Source organism: Demequina litorisediminis, assembly GCF_030161615.1.
Classification (GTDB): Bacteria; Actinomycetota; Actinomycetes; order Actinomycetales; family Demequinaceae; genus Demequina; species Demequina litorisediminis.
Genome location: NZ_BSUN01000001.1, coordinates 2,639,460 through 2,655,056 on the forward strand (window position 1 = coordinate 2,639,460; position 15,597 = coordinate 2,655,056).

Genomic DNA, 15,597 nt, shown 5'->3' on the forward strand with positions numbered 1-15,597 from the left:
GTGGTGCGGCCCGCGTGGGGTGAGACGTGGCCCACCCTCGAGCGTTTCGTTGAGATCGGCGCCACGCGCCGCGTGGTGCCCGTGGTGCGCCGAGTGTTGGCCGATGGCCTCACTCCCGTGGCCGTCTACCGCGCGCTGGGTGACGAGCGCGCCGGCACCTTCATTCTTGAGTCAGCGGAGCCGGACGGCACGCGTGGCCGCTTCTCGTTCGTGGGCGCAGACTCGCGGGCGACGCTCACGATTCAGGGCGATGACGCGCGTTGGGCGGGCGATGTTCCCGTGGGCCTCACCAACGGTGCGCCGCTCGAGACCATTCGGCACGCCCTGCGCGAGCCTGCAGTCGGAGCCCATTCCTGGGCTTCCTCCGCTGACCGGCGGCCTGGTGGGGGCGCTGGGTTGGGACATCATCCGCCAGTGGGAGCCCACGCTGCCCTTCAAGGCGCCCCGGGAGATTGAGGTCCCGGATGTGACGCTGCTGCTGGCGACCGATATCGCCGCCATCGATCACCACGACGGATCGGTGTGGCTGATCGCGAATGCCGTCAACGCCGATGCGCGCGAGGACGGCATCGAGCGTGCCTACGCCGATGCCGTGGCGCGTCTTGACCGCATGGAGCGCCGCCTGGCCGATGCCGATGCGGGCGAGGTGTCGGCGCTCGACCCCGATGCAGTCGAGCCGATGCTCACCCAGCGCAGCGCGCCAGGAGAGTTTGAGGAGGCGGTGCGGTTCGCGAAGGAGGCGATTCGTGACGGTGAGGTGTTCCAGATGGTGCCCTCTCAGCGTTTCGATGTGGATTGCCCCGCGAGCCCCTTGGACGTGTATCGGGTGCTGCGCACGCTGAACCCGTCGCCGTACATGTATTGCTTCCACCTCGCGGACGACGAGGGCCGGGAGTTTGCCGTGGTCGGGGCGAGCCCCGAGTCACTCGCCGCGGTCAAGGACGGACGCGTCTCGACGTTCCCTATCGCGGGTTCGCGCCCGCGGGGTGCGACCGTCGAGGAGGACGCGGCCCTCGAGACCGACCTTCTGGCGGATCCCAAAGAGATCGCCGAGCACGTCATGCTCGTTGACCTCGCGCGCAACGACCTGGTGAAGGTCTGCGAGCCCACCTCGGTCGAGGTGCTCGAGTTCATGAAGGTCAACCGCTATAGCCACATCATGCACATCTGCTCCACGGTGGTGGGCCGCCTGGAGCCGCAGTACGGCCCAGTGGATGTGCTGACCGCGACCTTCCCCGCGGGCACGCTGTCCGGCGCTCCCAAGCCACGGGCTATCGCGCTGATCGACGAGATCGAGCCCGCGCGGAGGGCGCTCTATGGCGGCGCCGTCGGCTACTTCGATTTCGCGGGCAACATGGACATGGCCATCGCGATTCGCACCGCACTGATTGAGAACGGCATCGCGCACGTGCAGGCCGGCGCAGGCATCGTGGCTGACTCGGTGCCCGCCAACGAAGATCAAGAGACCAAGGACAAGGCCGCAGCCATGGTTCGTGCCATCGGCATGGCGGCCCGACTCCGCACTATCACCGCTGGTTAGACTGGCCCGCGACGACGTCAAGGAGAAACAACACATGTCGAGCATCGAGATTGGCCCCGAGGACCTGCCCGAGGTCGCCCACTCCAACCACGGCAAGACCACTGCCGCGTGGGTCACCAACACCGGACTGGTCATCGCGGCGCTCGTGATGGCCTTCGGCATCGCGATCCCCACCTGGCCCCTCGTGTGGGTGGGTGTGGGCATCGCCGTCGTCTCCCTGGCCGCCGGAGCAATCCTCCGCGCGCTCGGCCACGGACAGCCCCTCGCCTAGCGGCCCCGTTCGCGGGCGCCGCTCCCTTCGAAGGAGAACCGCATGACCGACGTTCCCCCGCCCCCGGTGGACAGCCCCCCTACGACGGTGGCATGACCCCGCCGCCCCCCGGTGGCGGCTACAACGCGCCTCCGCCGCCCGGCGGCTTCCCGGGCTCCGGCCAGGCGCCCAACAACAACCTGGTGCTCGCCATCTTGACCACCGTGCTGTGCTGCCTCCCGCTTGGCGTGTGGGGCATCGTGAAGGCCGCCGAGGTCAACGGCAAGTGGGCCCAGGGCGACTACGCCGGTGCTCAGGCTTCCGCTGACCTCGCCAAGAAGGTGTCCCTGTGGGGCATCGGCGTTGGTGCGGTCGGCGTCATCCTGTACGTCGTGCTCATGCTCGGCGGCGTCCTCTCGCTCTCGACCTACTGAGAGCCATGGCAGTAGACGAGCGGGTGGAGAAGACTCAGCAGACATTGCTGGGCCGGCTCCACCCGCTCGTCGTTCCGCTGGCGGTCGGCGCAGGTGCGCTGGCGGCCGTGACCTATGTCGGCAACGTCGATCCCCACGAGGGCGGTCACTACCCGACGTGCCCGAGCCTCCTGCTGACGGGTTTCTACTGTCCCGGTTGCGGCAGCCTTGCGCGCCATTCATGACCTTGCCAACGGCGATCTTGCCGGAGCCTGGGGCATGAACCCCCTTGCCGTCATCGTCATCCCGTGGCTCGTGTGGCGGTGGATCGCATGGGTGCTCACGGCCGTCGGACACCCACCGCGTCGGCGCCCAGCGCCCGCGTGGTCGCTCTACCTGCTCGCCGCTGCCGTCGTGGCATACGGCATCCTGCGCAACATTCCCGCTCTCGCGCTCTACCTCGCCCCGTAGACGCACACTCGCCGCCGTCCCCGGACGCGCCGCGCCACTCAGCACGGCTGTGCCGTTCTCAGCATCTGCCAGCGCTCCCTGCCTTGAGAACAGGTCAGAGGCGTCGATGAGCGCCGGTACGATGGGCCGCATGGCAAGGGGAGAGCGATGACGACTGTGCTAGACAGCATCGTGGCGGGGGTACGCGAGGATCTCGCGGTGCGCGAAGGCGCCACCACCATGGATCAGGCTCAAGGAGCGTGCGTCGCGTCAGCCTGGCGCGCTCGACGCGCGGGCGATGCTCGCCACCTCCGAGGTGTCGGTGATCGCGGAGGTCAAGCGCTCGAGCCCCTCCAAGGGAGACCTCGCCTCAATCTCGGACCCGGCGCTGCTAGCCACCGAGTACGAGGCCGGGGGAGCAACCGTGATCTCGGTGCTGACCGAACAGCGACGCTTTGGCGGTTCGCTGGAGGACCTCGACGCCGTGCGCGCCAAGGTGGACATCCCCATCTTGCGCAAGGACTTCATCGTCACGCCGTACCAGGTGTGGGAGGCGCGTGCTCACGGAGCCTGACGTGGTCCTCCTCATTGTTGCCGCGCTCGATCAGATGGCCCTTGAGGGTCTCGTGGAGCGGGTGCACTCGCTCGGCATGACCGCGCTGGTGGAGGTTCATGACGCCGAAGAGGTGTCGCGCGCCGTGGACGCCGGCGCGCGAGTGATCGGCGTCAACGCCCGCAACCTCAAGACCCTTGAGGTGGACCGCCACACGTTTGCGCGCCTGGCGCCCACCATTCCCGACGGGATCGTGCGCGTCGCCGAGTCCGGCATTCGTGACGGCCACGACGTGGTCGAGTACGCGCGGATGGGCGCCGATGCGGTGCTCGTCGGCGAGGCGCTCGTCAAGAACAAGGATCCGCGACAGGCAGTGGCCGACATGGTCGCCGCGGGAGCGCACCCGGCGCTCCGGGCGGTTCGCCCGTGACGGGCTCCCTGCAGTCGGCTCCCGGACCGTTCTTCGGCGAGTTCGGTGGGCGCTTCGTTCCCGAGGCGCTGATGGCCGCGCTCGACGAGCCTGACCGACGCCTACGACAAGGCCCGCGTCGACCCGGCCTTCAATGAAGAGCCTCGTGCGCCTCGCACGCGACTACACGGGCCGCCCGTCGATCATCACCGAGGTGCCGCGCTTCGCCCGCCACGCCGGCGGCGCGCGCGTCTTCCTCAAGCGTGAAGACCTCAACCACTCCGGTTCGCACAAGATCAACAACGTGCTCGGCCAGGCCCTGCTTACCAAGCGCATCGGCAAGAAGCGCGTGATCGCCGAGACCGGTGCGGGTCAGCACGGCGTGGCGACGGCCACCGCCGCGGCGCTCATGGATCTCGATTGCGTGATCTACATGGGCGAGGAAGACACGGAGCGTCAGGCGCTCAACGTCGCTCGGATGCGCCTGCTGGGTGCCGAGGTGATTCCCGTCGCTACGGGCACCCGCACCCTCCGTGACGCCATCAACGAGGCCTTCCGCGACTGGGTGGCGAACGTCGACACCACCAACTATGTCTTCGGCACCGCGGCCGGCCCGCACCCGTTCCCCGCCATGGTGCGAGACTTCCAGCGCGTCATCTCCGTGGAGTCGCGCGAGCAGATGCTTGCGCTCGGTGGGCTGCCCGATGCGGTCCTCGCTTGCGTGGGAGGCGGGTCCAACGCGATCGGCTCCTTCGACGCCTACCTCGACGATGCCGACGTGCGCCTCATCGGTTGCGAGGCAGCGGGCGACGGTGTCGAGACCGGCCGCCACGCCGCAACGCTGACCGGTGGACGCCCCGGCATCCTTCACGGGTCCATGTCCTACATCCTGCAGGACGAGGAAGGCCAGACGCAGCCCTCCCACTCCATCTCCGCGGGACTCGACTACCCAGGAGTCGGCCCCGAGCACACGTGGCTCGCGAGCATCGGCCGTGCGGAGTACTGGCCCGTCACCGATGCCGAGGCGATGGAGGCCTTCCGTCTTCTGACCCGAACTGAAGGCATTCTTCCCGCCATCGAGTCGTCGCATGCGCTCGCCGGAGCCATCCGCCTTGGCCGCGAGCCTGGGTCCCGAGGCGACGCTGCTGGTCACGCTGTCTGGCCGCGGCGATAAGGACGTCGAGCAGGCGGCTCGCTGGTTCGACATGATGCCGGAGGATCAGGTGTGAGCGCGATCACCGCACGGATCGACGTGGCGAAGGCCGAGGGACGTGCCGTCCTCGTCGGCTATCTCCCCGTGGGTTACCCGACTGTCGAGACCTCGCTCGAGGCGATGCGTGTGCTGGTCGAGGCCGGCTGCGACATCGTCGAAGTGGGTCCGCCGTACTCCGACCCGCTCCTGGACGGCCCCGTTATCCAGCACGCGGCCGCGACGGCGCTCGAGCACGGCGTCCGCGTGGACGATGCGTTCCGCGCGGTCAACGTCGTCGCCGAGGCTGGCGCCGTGGCCGTCATCATGTCGTACGCCAACCTCATGCTGAGCCGTGGCTGGGAGCGCTTCGCCGACGACCTCGTCGCGGCAGGCGGCGCGGGCGTGATTACGCCCGATCTCACTCCCGACGCGGCGCCCGAGTGGATCGCGGCGGCGCGCGAGCGAGACGTCGACACCATCTTCCTGAGCGCTCCGTCCACCACTCGCGAGCGGATGAAGCTCACGGCCGATGCGTCTCGAGGCTTTGTCTACGCCACGAGCCTCATGGGGGTCACGGGTGAGCGCGCGTCGGTGGGCGACGCCGCCGCCGACGTGGTGCGCCGCACCCGCGAGGCGGGCGCCGAGCGGGTCTGCGTGGGGCTTGGAGTCTCGACCGGTGTCCAGGCAGCGCAGGTCGCGCAGTACGCGGACGGCGTCATCGTGGGCTCGGCATTCGTGAAGGCGCTCGGCGACGGGGAGACCTGGCGGCGCTGCGCGCCAAGGTCGAGGAACTCGCCGCGGGCGTCAGGGGTGAGGCGTGATCCGGGCCTCGATCCCTAGCCCGCCCATCGAGTGGGCGTCGTTCAGCGTTGGCCCACTCACCATTCACACCTACGCGATCTGCATCATCATCGGCATCGTGGTGGCCCTGTGGCTGACCACGAAGCGCTGGGTGGAGCGCGGTGGCGACCCTGATCTCGTCGGAGAGATCGCGCTATGGGCCATCCCGTTCGGCATCATCGGCGGTCGGCTCTATCACGTGATCTCGACGCCCGGCCCTTACTTTGGCGAGAACGGCAACCCGGTCGACGCGCTCAAGATCTGGGAGGGTGGCCTCGGTATCTGGGGCGCCGTCGCGCTCGGTGCGCTCGGCGCGTGGATTGGAGCCAGGCGCCACGGCGCGCGGTTCACGGCGTTCGCCGATGCCGCGGCGCCCGGAGTGCTGATCGCTCAGGCCATCGGCCGCCTGGGAAACTACTTCAACCAAGAGCTCTTCGGCGGTCCGACCGACCTGCCGTGGGGGCTCGAGATCGACCCTGCCTTCCGACCGGAGGGCTACGAGCAGTTCGCAACGTTCCACCCGACCTTCTTGTACGAGATGGTCTGGAACCTTGCGGGGGCGTTCCTCATCATCTGGCTCGACCGCAAGCGCGACCTGCGCGGCGGCCGAGTGTTCTGGCTCTACGTGATCGTGTATGTCTCGGGTCGCCTGTGGATCGAAATGGTCCGCATCGACACGGCCGTTCACATCCTCGGGGTCCGCGTCAACGTGTGGGTATCGGTGCTGGTGCTCCTCCTCGCGATCGTCGCGTACGTCGTGCTTGGCATGCGTCAGCGCGCGAGCGGCGTTCACGTGCCGCGTGAGCAGGCTCGCGCTGAGCGCCCTCGCGGTGCCCGCGGACGCGGAAGGCACGGCCTCCGAGGATGCCGACCACGCGGAAGACGCCGCGGCCGGGGACGATCGTCCCGAAGACCAGAACAACTCATAGACGATTCTTTACCTGGGGCCTCAAGGCGGTACGCTGAACACCCGTGTGTTCACCGGGCCGACGGCGCCCCAATACCAGTAAGCCCACGTGTCCCCGTGGGCGGTTAAGGACGGTGTGATGGCAGCGCTTCTTGGCGCCTCGCAGCCCGCGTATGGGCTCTACAACCCCGCGTACGAGCATGATGCGTGTGGTGTCGCCTTCGTGGCGACGCTCCGTGGCACGCCCGGACGCGACATTGTTGACGCGGGGCTCACGGCGCTGAAGAACCTCGAGCACCGTGGCGCCGTGGGTGCCGAGACCGAGACGGGAGACGGCGCGGGCATTCTCACGCAGATCCCCGACGCGTTCCTGCGTGAGGTCGTGGACTTCGAGCCTTCCCGAGGCCGGCCGCTACGCCGTCGGCATCGCCTTCCTCACCCCCGGCACCGAGGCCGATGAGGTGGCTGCCTTTGCGCGCGCCGCTGAGGTTGAAGGGGTCCGCGTCATCGGCTGGCGCGACGTGCCCGTCAACCCCGAGCCCCTCGGGCCCTCCGCGCGTGCGGCGATGCCCGTCTTCCGTCAGGTGTTTGTGGCCGCCGATGAGCCTCTCCGGCATCGAGCCTGGACCGCCGCGTGTACCGCGTCCGCAAGGCTCGCCGAGCGCGACGGCGGGCCGTTCTTCGCCTCGCTGTCGAGCCGCACCCTGACCTACAAGGGAATGCTCACGACCTATCGCCTTGAGCAGGTCTTCCCCGACGTGACGCATGAACTGTTCGCGTCCGAGCCTGGCGCTGGTGCACTCGCGCTTCTCTACCAACACGTTCCCCTCGTGGCCGCTCGCTCAGCCGCTGCGCGGCATCGCTCACAACGGTGAGATCAACACCGTCCAGGGCAACCGCAACTGGATGGCCGCGCGCGAGGGCACGCTGCAGTCGGACCTGCTGGGCGACCTGGGCACGTTGATGCCCGTGTGCTCGGCGTCGGCATCGGACACGGCGTCGTTCGACGAGGTGCTGGAGCTCCTGCACCTCGGCGGCCGTTCGCTGCCCCACGCCGTGCTGATGATGATGCCCGAGGCGTGGCAGAACAACGACGAGATGGACCCCGCGCGCCGGGCCTTCTACGAGTACCACTCGGCCCTCATGGAGCCGTGGGACGGCCCTGCAGCGCTGCACTTCACGGACGGCACCGTCATCGGTGCAACGCTCGACCGCAACGGCCTGCGCCCGGGGCGTTTCTGGCTGACCGACGACGGCCTGGTGATCGCGGGCTCCGAGGCGGGCTTGCTGGCCATCGACCCCGCCAAGGTGGTCCGCAAGGGCCGCCTGCAGCCCGGCCGCATGCTCCTGGTGGACACCGCAGCCGGACGCATCATCGAGGACGAGGAGATCAAGTCTCACCTGGCGGGCGAGCACCCCTACGAGCAGTGGGTCTCCGAGAACGCGGTGCGCCTGTCCGAGTCACCCGAGCGTGAGCACATCGTCCACTCGCGGGCGTCCGTCAAGCGCCGCCAGCGCGCCTTCGGTTACACGGAGGAAGAGCTCAAGCGCATCCTGTCGCCGATGGCGATCGAGGGTGCCGAGCCGTTGGGTGCCATGGGATCGGACACGCCCATCGCGGTGCTGTCGAGCCGTCCCCGGCTCCTGTTCGATTACTTCACCCAGATGTTCGCGCAGGTGACGAACCCGCCGCTGGACGCGATCCGCGAGGAGATTGTCACTGCCATCTCGGGCGCGATCGGTCCCGAGCCGAACCTGCTGGCCGCCACGCCCGAGCACGCCCGCAAGATCATGCTCGAGTTCCCCGTCATCGACAACGACGAGGCTCGCCAAGGTGCTCCACATTGACGCCGACCCGCGTCTCAAGGGCGTGTTCTCGGCACGGAAGATTCGGGGCCTGTACCGCGTAACCGATGGTCACGAGGGTCTCGAGCGCCGGCTGGACGACATCTTCGACGAGGTCGACCAGGCGATCCGCGAGGGCGTGTCGTTCATCGTGCTGTCGGACCGCGACTCCAACCAGGACTTCGCGCCGATTCCGTCGCTGCTGTTGACCGCTGCGGTCCACCACCACCTGGTGCGCAACCACACCCGGACCAGGGCGTCGCTGCTGGTCGAAGCCGGAGACGTGCGCGAGGTCCACCACGTGGCCCTGCTCATCGGCTACGGCTGTGCCGCGGTGAACCCGTACCTCGCGATGGAGACCATCGAGGACCTGGGGGAGCGCGGCTACCTCGGCGACATCGAGCCCTCCAAGGCGGTCAAGAACTACATCAAGGCGCTCGGCAAGGGCGTCCTCAAGATCATGTCCAAGATGGGCATCTCGACCATCCAGTCGTACCGCGGTGCACAGGTGTTCGAGGCGCTCGGGCTTTCTCGCGAGCCTGGTCAACCGTCACTTCACCGGCACCCCGAGCCAGGTGGATGGTGCAGGCCTCGACGTCATCGCGGAAGAGGTGGCGCGTCGCCACGCCGATGCCTACCCGGCGTCCGGCGACCTGCCCCCGCACGAGCGGCTCAACACCGGCGGCGAGTACCAGTGGCGTCGCGACGGCGAAGAGCACCTCTTCGATCCGCACACGGTGTTCAAGCCTGCAGCACGCGACGCGTACCCGTCAGTACGACGTTTTCCGTGAGTACACGGACCGGGTCGACGATCAGTCCACGCGGCTCATGACGCTGCGCGGTCTCCTCGAGTTCTCGTCGGACCGCGAGCCTGTTGCCCTGGACGAGGTTGAGCCCGTCAGCGAGATCGTCAAGCGCTTCAACACGGGCGCGATGTCCTACGGGTCTATCTCGGCCGAAGCGCACGAGACCCTCGCGATTGCCATGAACCGGCTCGGCGCACGCTCCAACACCGGCGAGGGTGGCGAGAGCCCCGAGCGCCTGTACGACCCGGAGCGTCGCGGCTCGATCAAGCAGGTCGCGTCCGGCCGTTTCGGTGTCACCAGCGAGTACCTCGTGAACGCCGACGACATTCAGATCGCTCGCCCAGGGCGCCAAGCCCGGCGAGGGCGGTCACCTGCCCGGCAACAAGGTCTACCCGTGGGTCGCCGAAACGCGTCACTCGACTCCCGGCGTGGGGCTCATTTCGCCGCCCCCGCACCACGACATCTACTCGATCGAGGACCTCAAGCAGGCTCATCCACGATCTGAAGAACGCGAACCCCGCGGCGCGCATCCACACCAAGTTGGTGTCGGAAGTCGGCGTGGGCACCATCGCGGCGGGCGTGGCCAAGTGCAAGTCCGACGTGGTGCTGATCTCGGGCCAGGACGGTGGCACGGGCGCAAGCCCACTGAACTCGCTCAAGCACGCGGGTGTGCCGTGGGAGATCGGCCTCGCCGACACCCAGCAGACCCTGGTGCTGAACGACCTGCGCGACCGCATCGTGGTGCAGGTTGACGGCCAGATGAAGACCGGTCGTGACGTGGTCGTGGCCGCGCTCCTGGGAGCCGAGGAGTTTGGTTTCGCGACGGCGCCGCTCGTCGTCGAGGGCTGCATCATGATGCGCGTGTGTCACCTCGACACCTGCCCCGTCGGTGTCGCCACCCAGAACCCCGAGTTGCGCAGCCGCTTCACCGGCAAGCCCGAGTTCGTGGTGACGTTCTTCGAGTTCATCGCGCAGCAGGTCCGCGAGCACCTTGCGGCGCTCGGCTTCCGCACCATCGCGGAAGCGGTGGGTCACGTCGAGGCGCTCGACGCACGCAAGGCGATTGACCACTGGAAGGCCGCAGGTCTCGACCTCGCTCCGGTGCTCGCTCGCCCCGAGCCCGGCCGCGCCATCACCAGCGCGACCACACAGGACCACGGACTCGAGCACGCTCTCGACAACACGCTGATTGCCCAGGCGCAGACGGCGTTGGAGCGCGGCGAGAAGGTCACCATTGACCTGCCGATCTCCAACGTCAACCGCACGGTGGGCACGATGCTCGGCCACGAGGTCACCAAGCGCTACCGCGGCGCGGGCCTTGAGGACGACACCATCGACGTGACGTTCCACGGTTCGGCGGGCCAGTCGTTCGGCGCCTTCGTGCCGCGCGGCATCACGCTGCGGCTCCTTGGTGACGCGAACGACTATGTCGGCAAGGGCCTGTCGGGTGGACGGATCGTCGTGCGCCCCGCGCGCGAGTCCATGATGGACGATTCCAAGGACGTCATTGCGGGCAACGTCATCGGCTACGGCGCCACCGGGGAGAGCTTTTCCTGCGCGGCCAGGTCGGCGAGCGCTTCCTGGTCCGTAACTCTGGCGCCACGGCTGTGGTGGCGGGTGTCGGCGATCACGCCCTCGAGTACATGACCGGCGGCACCGCGCTGATCCTCGGCCGCACAGGCCGGAACCTGGGCGCTGGCATGTCCGGTGGCACCGCGTATGTCCTTGACCTGCGGCCCGAGCGCGTCAACGCTCAGGCCATCGCGAGCGGCGAGCCTGACGCTGTCGCCGCTCGATGCCGAGGACGAGGTGATCGTGCACAGCCTGCTCGCTCGCCACGTCGAGGAGACCGAGTCCCCGCGCGGTCGCGACCTGCTCACGCGTTGGGAAGAGATCAAGGGACGCTTCACCCGCGTCCTGCCCGCCCAGTACGCACGCGTCCGCGAAGTGCTTGCGGACCTTGACGCCTCGGGAGGCGACCTCAACGCCCCCGGTGCGTGGGCCGAGTTCCTGGAGGTGACGAGCCGTGGCTGACCCGCGCGGATTCCTCAAGCACCGCGAGCGTGAGCTTCCGAGCCTCGCGTCCCGTGCCGGTGCGACTGCTGGACTGGAAGGACGTCAAGGACGAGCCTCACCAAGGACGAGCCGACCCTGCGCCGCCAAGCCGGCCGCTGTATGGACTGCGGTATCCCGTTCTGCCACCAGGGCTGCCCGCTGGGCAACATCATCCCCGAGTGGAACGACCTGGTCCGTGAGGGCCACTGGTCGGATGCCATCGAGCGCCTGCACGCCACCAACAACTTCCCGGACTTCACCGGGCGCATCTGCCCTGCTCCGTGCGAGACTTCTTGTGTGCTCGGCATCAACCAGCCCGCGGTCACGATCAAGAACATCGAGGCCGAGATCATCGACCACGCGTTCAAGGACGGGAACGTCAAGCCGTTCGTGCCGCAGCGCCTCACGGGCAAGACCGTCGCCGTGGTCGGCTCGGGGCCCGCGGGCCTCGCCGCCGCGCAGCAGTTGACTCGGGCCGGACACACGGTGCGTGTGTACGAGAAGGACGACCGCATCGGCGGCCTGCTGCGCTACGGCGTGCCCGACTTCAAGCTCGAGAAGGTCGTCATCGACCGCCGCGTCGAGCAGATGGAGGCCGAGGGCACCCGCTTCCGCACGTCGGTGAGCATCGGCGAGGACATCACGTGGGACGAGTTGCGTGCGCGCTACGACGCCGTGCTCGTCGCGACCGGTGCTCCGAAGCCGCGTGACCTGCCGCTGCCCGGCCGTCACCTGGGCGGCATCCACTACGCGATGCCGTACCTGCACCAGGGCAACCAGGCCGCAGCCGGCGACGTGGTCGAGAACCAGATCACCGCGGAAGGCAAGCACGTCATCGTCATCGGCGGTGGCGACACGGGCTCCGACTGCATCGGCACCGCGCTGCGTCAGAAGGCCGCGTCGGTGACGACGCTCGCCATCGGCCAGCAGCCGCCAGTCGATCGCCCCGAGAGTGAGCCGTGGCCCACCGACCCCCGCGTGTTCGAGGTGTCGTCGAGCCACGAGGAGGGCGGCGAGCGCGAGTACCTCGCGTCGACCGTCGAGTTTGTCGGCGACGAGGCGGGCCACGTGCGCTCGCTGAAGGTCGCCGTCACGCAGTACAACGAGGACGGCTCCCGCACCCCCACCCCGGGGACGGAGCGGGAGATCCCCGCCGACCTCGTGCTCATCGCGATGGGCTTCACCGGCCCGGAGACGGATGAGCCTGAACGCACAGGGCGGCGTGGCCGTCACGGACCGGGGGCGCATCGAGCGCACGGACGACTTCCACACCTCGACGGACGGCGTGTTCGTTGCTGGCGACGCAGGACGCGGCGCCTCGTTGGTGGTGTGGGCCATTGCGGAGGGCCGAGCGGCCGCCGCAGCCATCGACGAGTACCTGACCGGTAGCACCGAGCCTGCCGGCACCTGTGACGGCGCGCACGGTCGCGATTCGCGCCTAAGAGAACGACTGAGGTTGGAGAACATGCGTAAAGCAAAGATCGTCTGCACCATCGGGCCGGCCACCGCGCCGATCGAGCGGATGCGCGAGCCTGGTGAACGCGGGCATGGACGTCGCCCGTATCAACCGCTCCCACGGCTCGACCGAGGAGCACGAGGCGGTGTACAACAACGTCCGTCAGGCTGCGCAGGAGGCCGGCCGCAACGTCGCCGTCCTCGTCGACCTGCAGGGCCCCAAGATCCGTCTCGAGAAGTTCGCGGACGGCCCCCACGAGCTCGCGATTGGTGACGTCTTCACCATCACCACCCGCGACGTGGTCGGTACCAAGGACATCTGCGGTACCACGTTCAAGGGCCTGCCCGGCGACTGCTCCGTCGGCGACACCCTCCTGATCGACGACGGCAAGGTGCGCCTTGAGGTCACCGACATTGTGGACGGCACCGACGTCGTCACGAAGGTCGTCGTGCCCGGCCCCGTGTCGAACAACAAGGGCATCAACCTCCCCGGCGTGGCCGTTTCCGTTCCCGCGCTGTCGGAGAAGGACGAGGACGACCTGCGTTGGGGCCTGAACATCGGCGCCGACTTCATCGCGCTGTCGTTCGTGCGTTCCGCCAAGGACTACGAGGACGTCGCCCGCATCATGGCCGAGGAGGGCATCACCCTGCCCGTCGTCGCCAAGGTCGAGAAGCCCCAGGCTGTCGACAACCTCGAGGAGATCGTCGACGCGTTCGACGGCATCATGGTCGCCCGTGGTGACCTCGGTGTGGAGCCTTCCGCTCGAAGAGGTGCCGCTGGTGCAGAAGCGCGCCATCGAGTTGTGCCGTGCCTACGCGAAGCCCGTCATCGTCGCCACCCAGGTGCTCGAGTCGATGACGCACTCGCCCGTGCCGACCCGTGCCGAGACCTCGGACTGCGCGAACGCGATCCTGGACGGCACCGACGCGGTCATGCTTTCGGGCGAGACCTCGGTCGGCGACTTCCCGATCGTCACCGTCGAGACCATGGCCCGCATCGTGCGCAACACGGAGGAGAAGGGGTACTCGCGTATCGCGCCGTTCCTCACCACCCCCAAGACGCGCGGTGGCGCCGTCACGCACGCGGCGGCCGAGATCGCCAACGTGCTCGACATCAAGTACATCGTGACGTTCACCCAGTCGGGTGACTCGGCCGTGCGTATGGCCCGCCTGCGCCCGAGCGTGCCGATGCTCGCGTTCACCCCCGACGCCAAGACCCAGAAGCGCCTGGCGCTGTCCTGGGGTGTCGACGCTCGCCTCGTGGACCGTGCGGAGACCGCGGACGACATGGTGAACATGGTCGACGCCAAGGCTCAAGGCCGATGGCCTCGTCGAGGACGGCGACTACGTGGTGGTCGTGTCCGGCACGCCCGTGGGCATGCCCGGCACCACCAACTCGGTGTTCGTCCACAAGATTGGCCAGGTGCGCGGCTAACCGCCAGCCTGAATCACGAAGGGCCCGTCGCACCCATGTGGTGCGGCGGGCCCTTCGTCATGATCGGCCGATGCGGCGATCAGGAGCGCTTGGGAGAGAAGTTCCGTGCATCGCGGTCGGGCAGCGTGGGCGCGGCTCGCTGATAGTCCTCCCGGAACAGAGGAGAAGAGATCAGGAAATCGGCCGTGGCGACGTTGGAGGCCATCGGGATGTTCCACACCGCACCGAGTCGCAAGAGCGCCTTGACGTCGGGATCGTGGGGTTGCGCCTCAAGCGGGTCCCAGAAGAACACCAGCATGTCGATGCCGCCCTCGGCGATCTTGGCGCCGATCTGCTGGTCACCACCGATGGGGCCCGAGAGGAAACGGTGCACCGGCAGCCCTACTCGTGTTCGAGGAGCGTTCCGGTGGTGCCGGTCGCGTACAGGTGATGCGGCGCGAGCGAACCCTTGTTGAAGCTTGCCCACTCCAGCAGGCTCGGCCTTCTTGTTGTCGTGCGCGACGAGCGCAATGTGCCGTGCGGCGATCCGTGCCATCGGTGAACCTCCTGAAATCGTTGCGTTGAGTATCGCAGGCGACAGGAGGGGAGGTGGACATCGCCGTGCCGCATCGGCCCTCCAGATAGGAGGGCCGATGCCGGCTGGTGCGGTGCCCCGAGTGGGATTCGAACCCACACTGGTACGGGTTTGAGCCGTATGCCTCTGCCAGTTGGGCTATCGGGGCCAGCGGAGACTAGGCTAGCGCCTGTGACAGACACGAACAGCACATCCGAGCAGATCAACACCCCCGCGAGCAAGAAGCGTCGCGCGGTCGTCGCCGAAGACGAGGCCCTTATCCGCATGGATATCGTGGAAACCCTCCGTGAGGGCGGCTACGACGTGGTCGGTGAGGGCGCGAACGGTGAAGAGGGTGTGGCCCTCGCTCGGGAGCACAAGCCCGACGTGGTTGTCATGGACATCAAGATGCCCGTGATGGACGGCATTTCTGCCGCCGAGCAGATCGCGCAGGAGCGTCTTGCTCCCGTGGTCCTTCTGACGGCTTTCTCGCAGACCGAACTCGTCGAGCGTGCGCGCGATGCAGGCGCCATGGCCTACGTGGTGAAGCCCTTCACTCCCGCCGACCTGCTGCCCGCGGTCGAGATCGCGGCCTCGCGCTTCATTGAGATTCGCGCTCTCGAGTCGGAGATCGCCGACATCACGGACCGCATGGAGACCCGCAAGAAGGTGGAGCGCGCCAAGGGTCTGCTGATGGAGAAGATGAAGGCTCAACGAGCCCGAGTCTTTCCGCTGGATCCAGAAGACCTCGATGGACCGTCGCCTGACCATGAAGGAGGTTGCGGAGGCCGTCATCGAGCAGATGGGTGGCAAGTAGCAACCGCTTCCCGAAAGGCGCGCACCGGTTCGTCCGGTCCGCGCCTTTCGTGCATCTAGCAGGTCACAGAATCGTGA

At 68.0% G+C, this 15,597-nt stretch carries 7 protein-coding genes, 1 tRNA gene and 7 pseudogenes; 13 read left to right on the forward strand and 2 right to left on the reverse strand.

From position 1 onward, the window contains the following. The 12 genes and pseudogenes from QQK48_RS16140 to pyk all read left to right on the forward strand — a co-directional run bounded on the left by QQK48_RS16140 (position 1) and on the right by pyk (position 14,150). Positions 1-1,540 (forward strand): annotated as a pseudogene (locus QQK48_RS16140) (anthranilate synthase component I). Between the two features lie 34 nt (positions 1,541-1,574). Beyond that, positions 1,575-1,811 (forward strand): HGxxPAAW family protein, encoded by a 237-nt coding sequence (locus QQK48_RS16145; protein ID WP_284329117.1) that lies wholly within the window; start codon positions 1,575-1,577, stop codon positions 1,809-1,811. Positions 1,812-1,903: 92 nt separating this feature from the next. Further along, the gene (locus QQK48_RS16150; RefSeq protein ID WP_284329118.1) at positions 1,904-2,224 is read left to right on the forward strand and encodes a CD225/dispanin family protein; all 321 of its coding nucleotides are present in this window, start codon (positions 1,904-1,906) and stop codon (positions 2,222-2,224) included. A gap of 5 nt (positions 2,225-2,229) precedes the next feature. Then, complete coding sequence (locus tag QQK48_RS16155; protein WP_284329119.1) at positions 2,230-2,448, forward strand: DUF2752 domain-containing protein; 219 nt, start codon at positions 2,230-2,232, stop codon at positions 2,446-2,448. Continuing rightward, on the forward strand, positions 2,432-2,674 hold the full coding sequence (locus QQK48_RS16160) for a DUF2752 domain-containing protein (RefSeq protein WP_284329120.1): 243 nt from the start codon (positions 2,432-2,434) through the stop codon (positions 2,672-2,674). Before QQK48_RS16155 ends, QQK48_RS16160 begins: the two co-directional genes overlap by 17 nt. Before the next feature lie 147 nt (positions 2,675-2,821). Beyond that, positions 2,822-3,636 (forward strand): annotated as a pseudogene (gene trpC, locus QQK48_RS16165) (indole-3-glycerol phosphate synthase TrpC). A gap of 71 nt (positions 3,637-3,707) precedes the next feature. Next, a pseudogene (gene trpB / locus QQK48_RS16170) lies at positions 3,708-4,844 on the forward strand (tryptophan synthase subunit beta). After that, positions 4,841-5,647: a tryptophan synthase subunit alpha gene (trpA, locus tag QQK48_RS16175; RefSeq protein ID WP_284329121.1), complete on the forward strand. Its 807-nt coding sequence runs from the start codon at positions 4,841-4,843 to the stop codon at positions 5,645-5,647. Before trpB ends, trpA begins: the two are co-directional and overlap by 4 nt. Then, positions 5,625-6,683 (forward strand): prolipoprotein diacylglyceryl transferase, encoded by a 1,059-nt coding sequence (gene lgt / locus QQK48_RS16180; protein ID WP_284329122.1) that lies wholly within the window; start codon positions 5,625-5,627, stop codon positions 6,681-6,683. The genes trpA and lgt overlap by 23 nt, the downstream gene beginning before the upstream one ends. 10 nt (positions 6,684-6,693) lie before the next feature. Next, positions 6,694-11,239, forward strand: a pseudogene (gltB, locus tag QQK48_RS16185) (glutamate synthase large subunit). Continuing rightward, positions 11,232-12,702 (forward strand): annotated as a pseudogene (locus QQK48_RS16190) (glutamate synthase subunit beta). Before gltB ends, QQK48_RS16190 begins: the two co-directional pseudogenes overlap by 8 nt. Before the next feature lie 23 nt (positions 12,703-12,725). Continuing rightward, positions 12,726-14,150 (forward strand): annotated as a pseudogene (pyk, locus tag QQK48_RS16195) (pyruvate kinase). A gap of 79 nt (positions 14,151-14,229) precedes the next feature. On the opposite strand, the gene QQK48_RS16200 reads toward pyk, so the two are convergent. Together QQK48_RS16200 and QQK48_RS16205 are read right to left on the reverse strand one after the other, a co-directional pair. Continuing rightward, the gene (locus tag QQK48_RS16200) at positions 14,230-14,685 is read right to left on the reverse strand and encodes a methylglyoxal synthase (RefSeq protein WP_284329123.1); all 456 of its coding nucleotides are present in this window, start codon (positions 14,683-14,685) and stop codon (positions 14,230-14,232) included. 113 nt (positions 14,686-14,798) lie between these two features. Then, a tRNA-Leu gene (locus QQK48_RS16205) sits at positions 14,799-14,872 on the reverse strand. On the opposite strand from QQK48_RS16205, the pseudogene QQK48_RS16210 reads away from it, so the two are divergent. Next, a pseudogene (locus tag QQK48_RS16210) lies at positions 14,845-15,520 on the forward strand (ANTAR domain-containing response regulator). The gene QQK48_RS16205 and the pseudogene QQK48_RS16210 overlap by 28 nt on opposite strands. Positions 15,521-15,597 lie beyond the last annotated feature (77 nt).

Excerpts from the sequence above, each read along its gene's own strand:
- QQK48_RS16145 (WP_284329117.1), top strand. The coding sequence starts at position 1,575 with ATGTCGAGCATCGAGATTGGCCCCGAGGACCTGCCCGAGGTCGCCCAC.
- QQK48_RS16150 (WP_284329118.1), top strand. The coding sequence starts at position 1,904 with ATGACCCCGCCGCCCCCCGGTGGCGGCTACAACGCGCCTCCGCCGCCC.
- QQK48_RS16155 (WP_284329119.1), top strand. The coding sequence starts at position 2,230 with ATGGCAGTAGACGAGCGGGTGGAGAAGACTCAGCAGACATTGCTGGGC.
- QQK48_RS16200 (WP_284329123.1), bottom strand. The coding sequence starts at position 14,685 with ATGGCACGGATCGCCGCACGGCACATTGCGCTCGTCGCGCACGACAAC.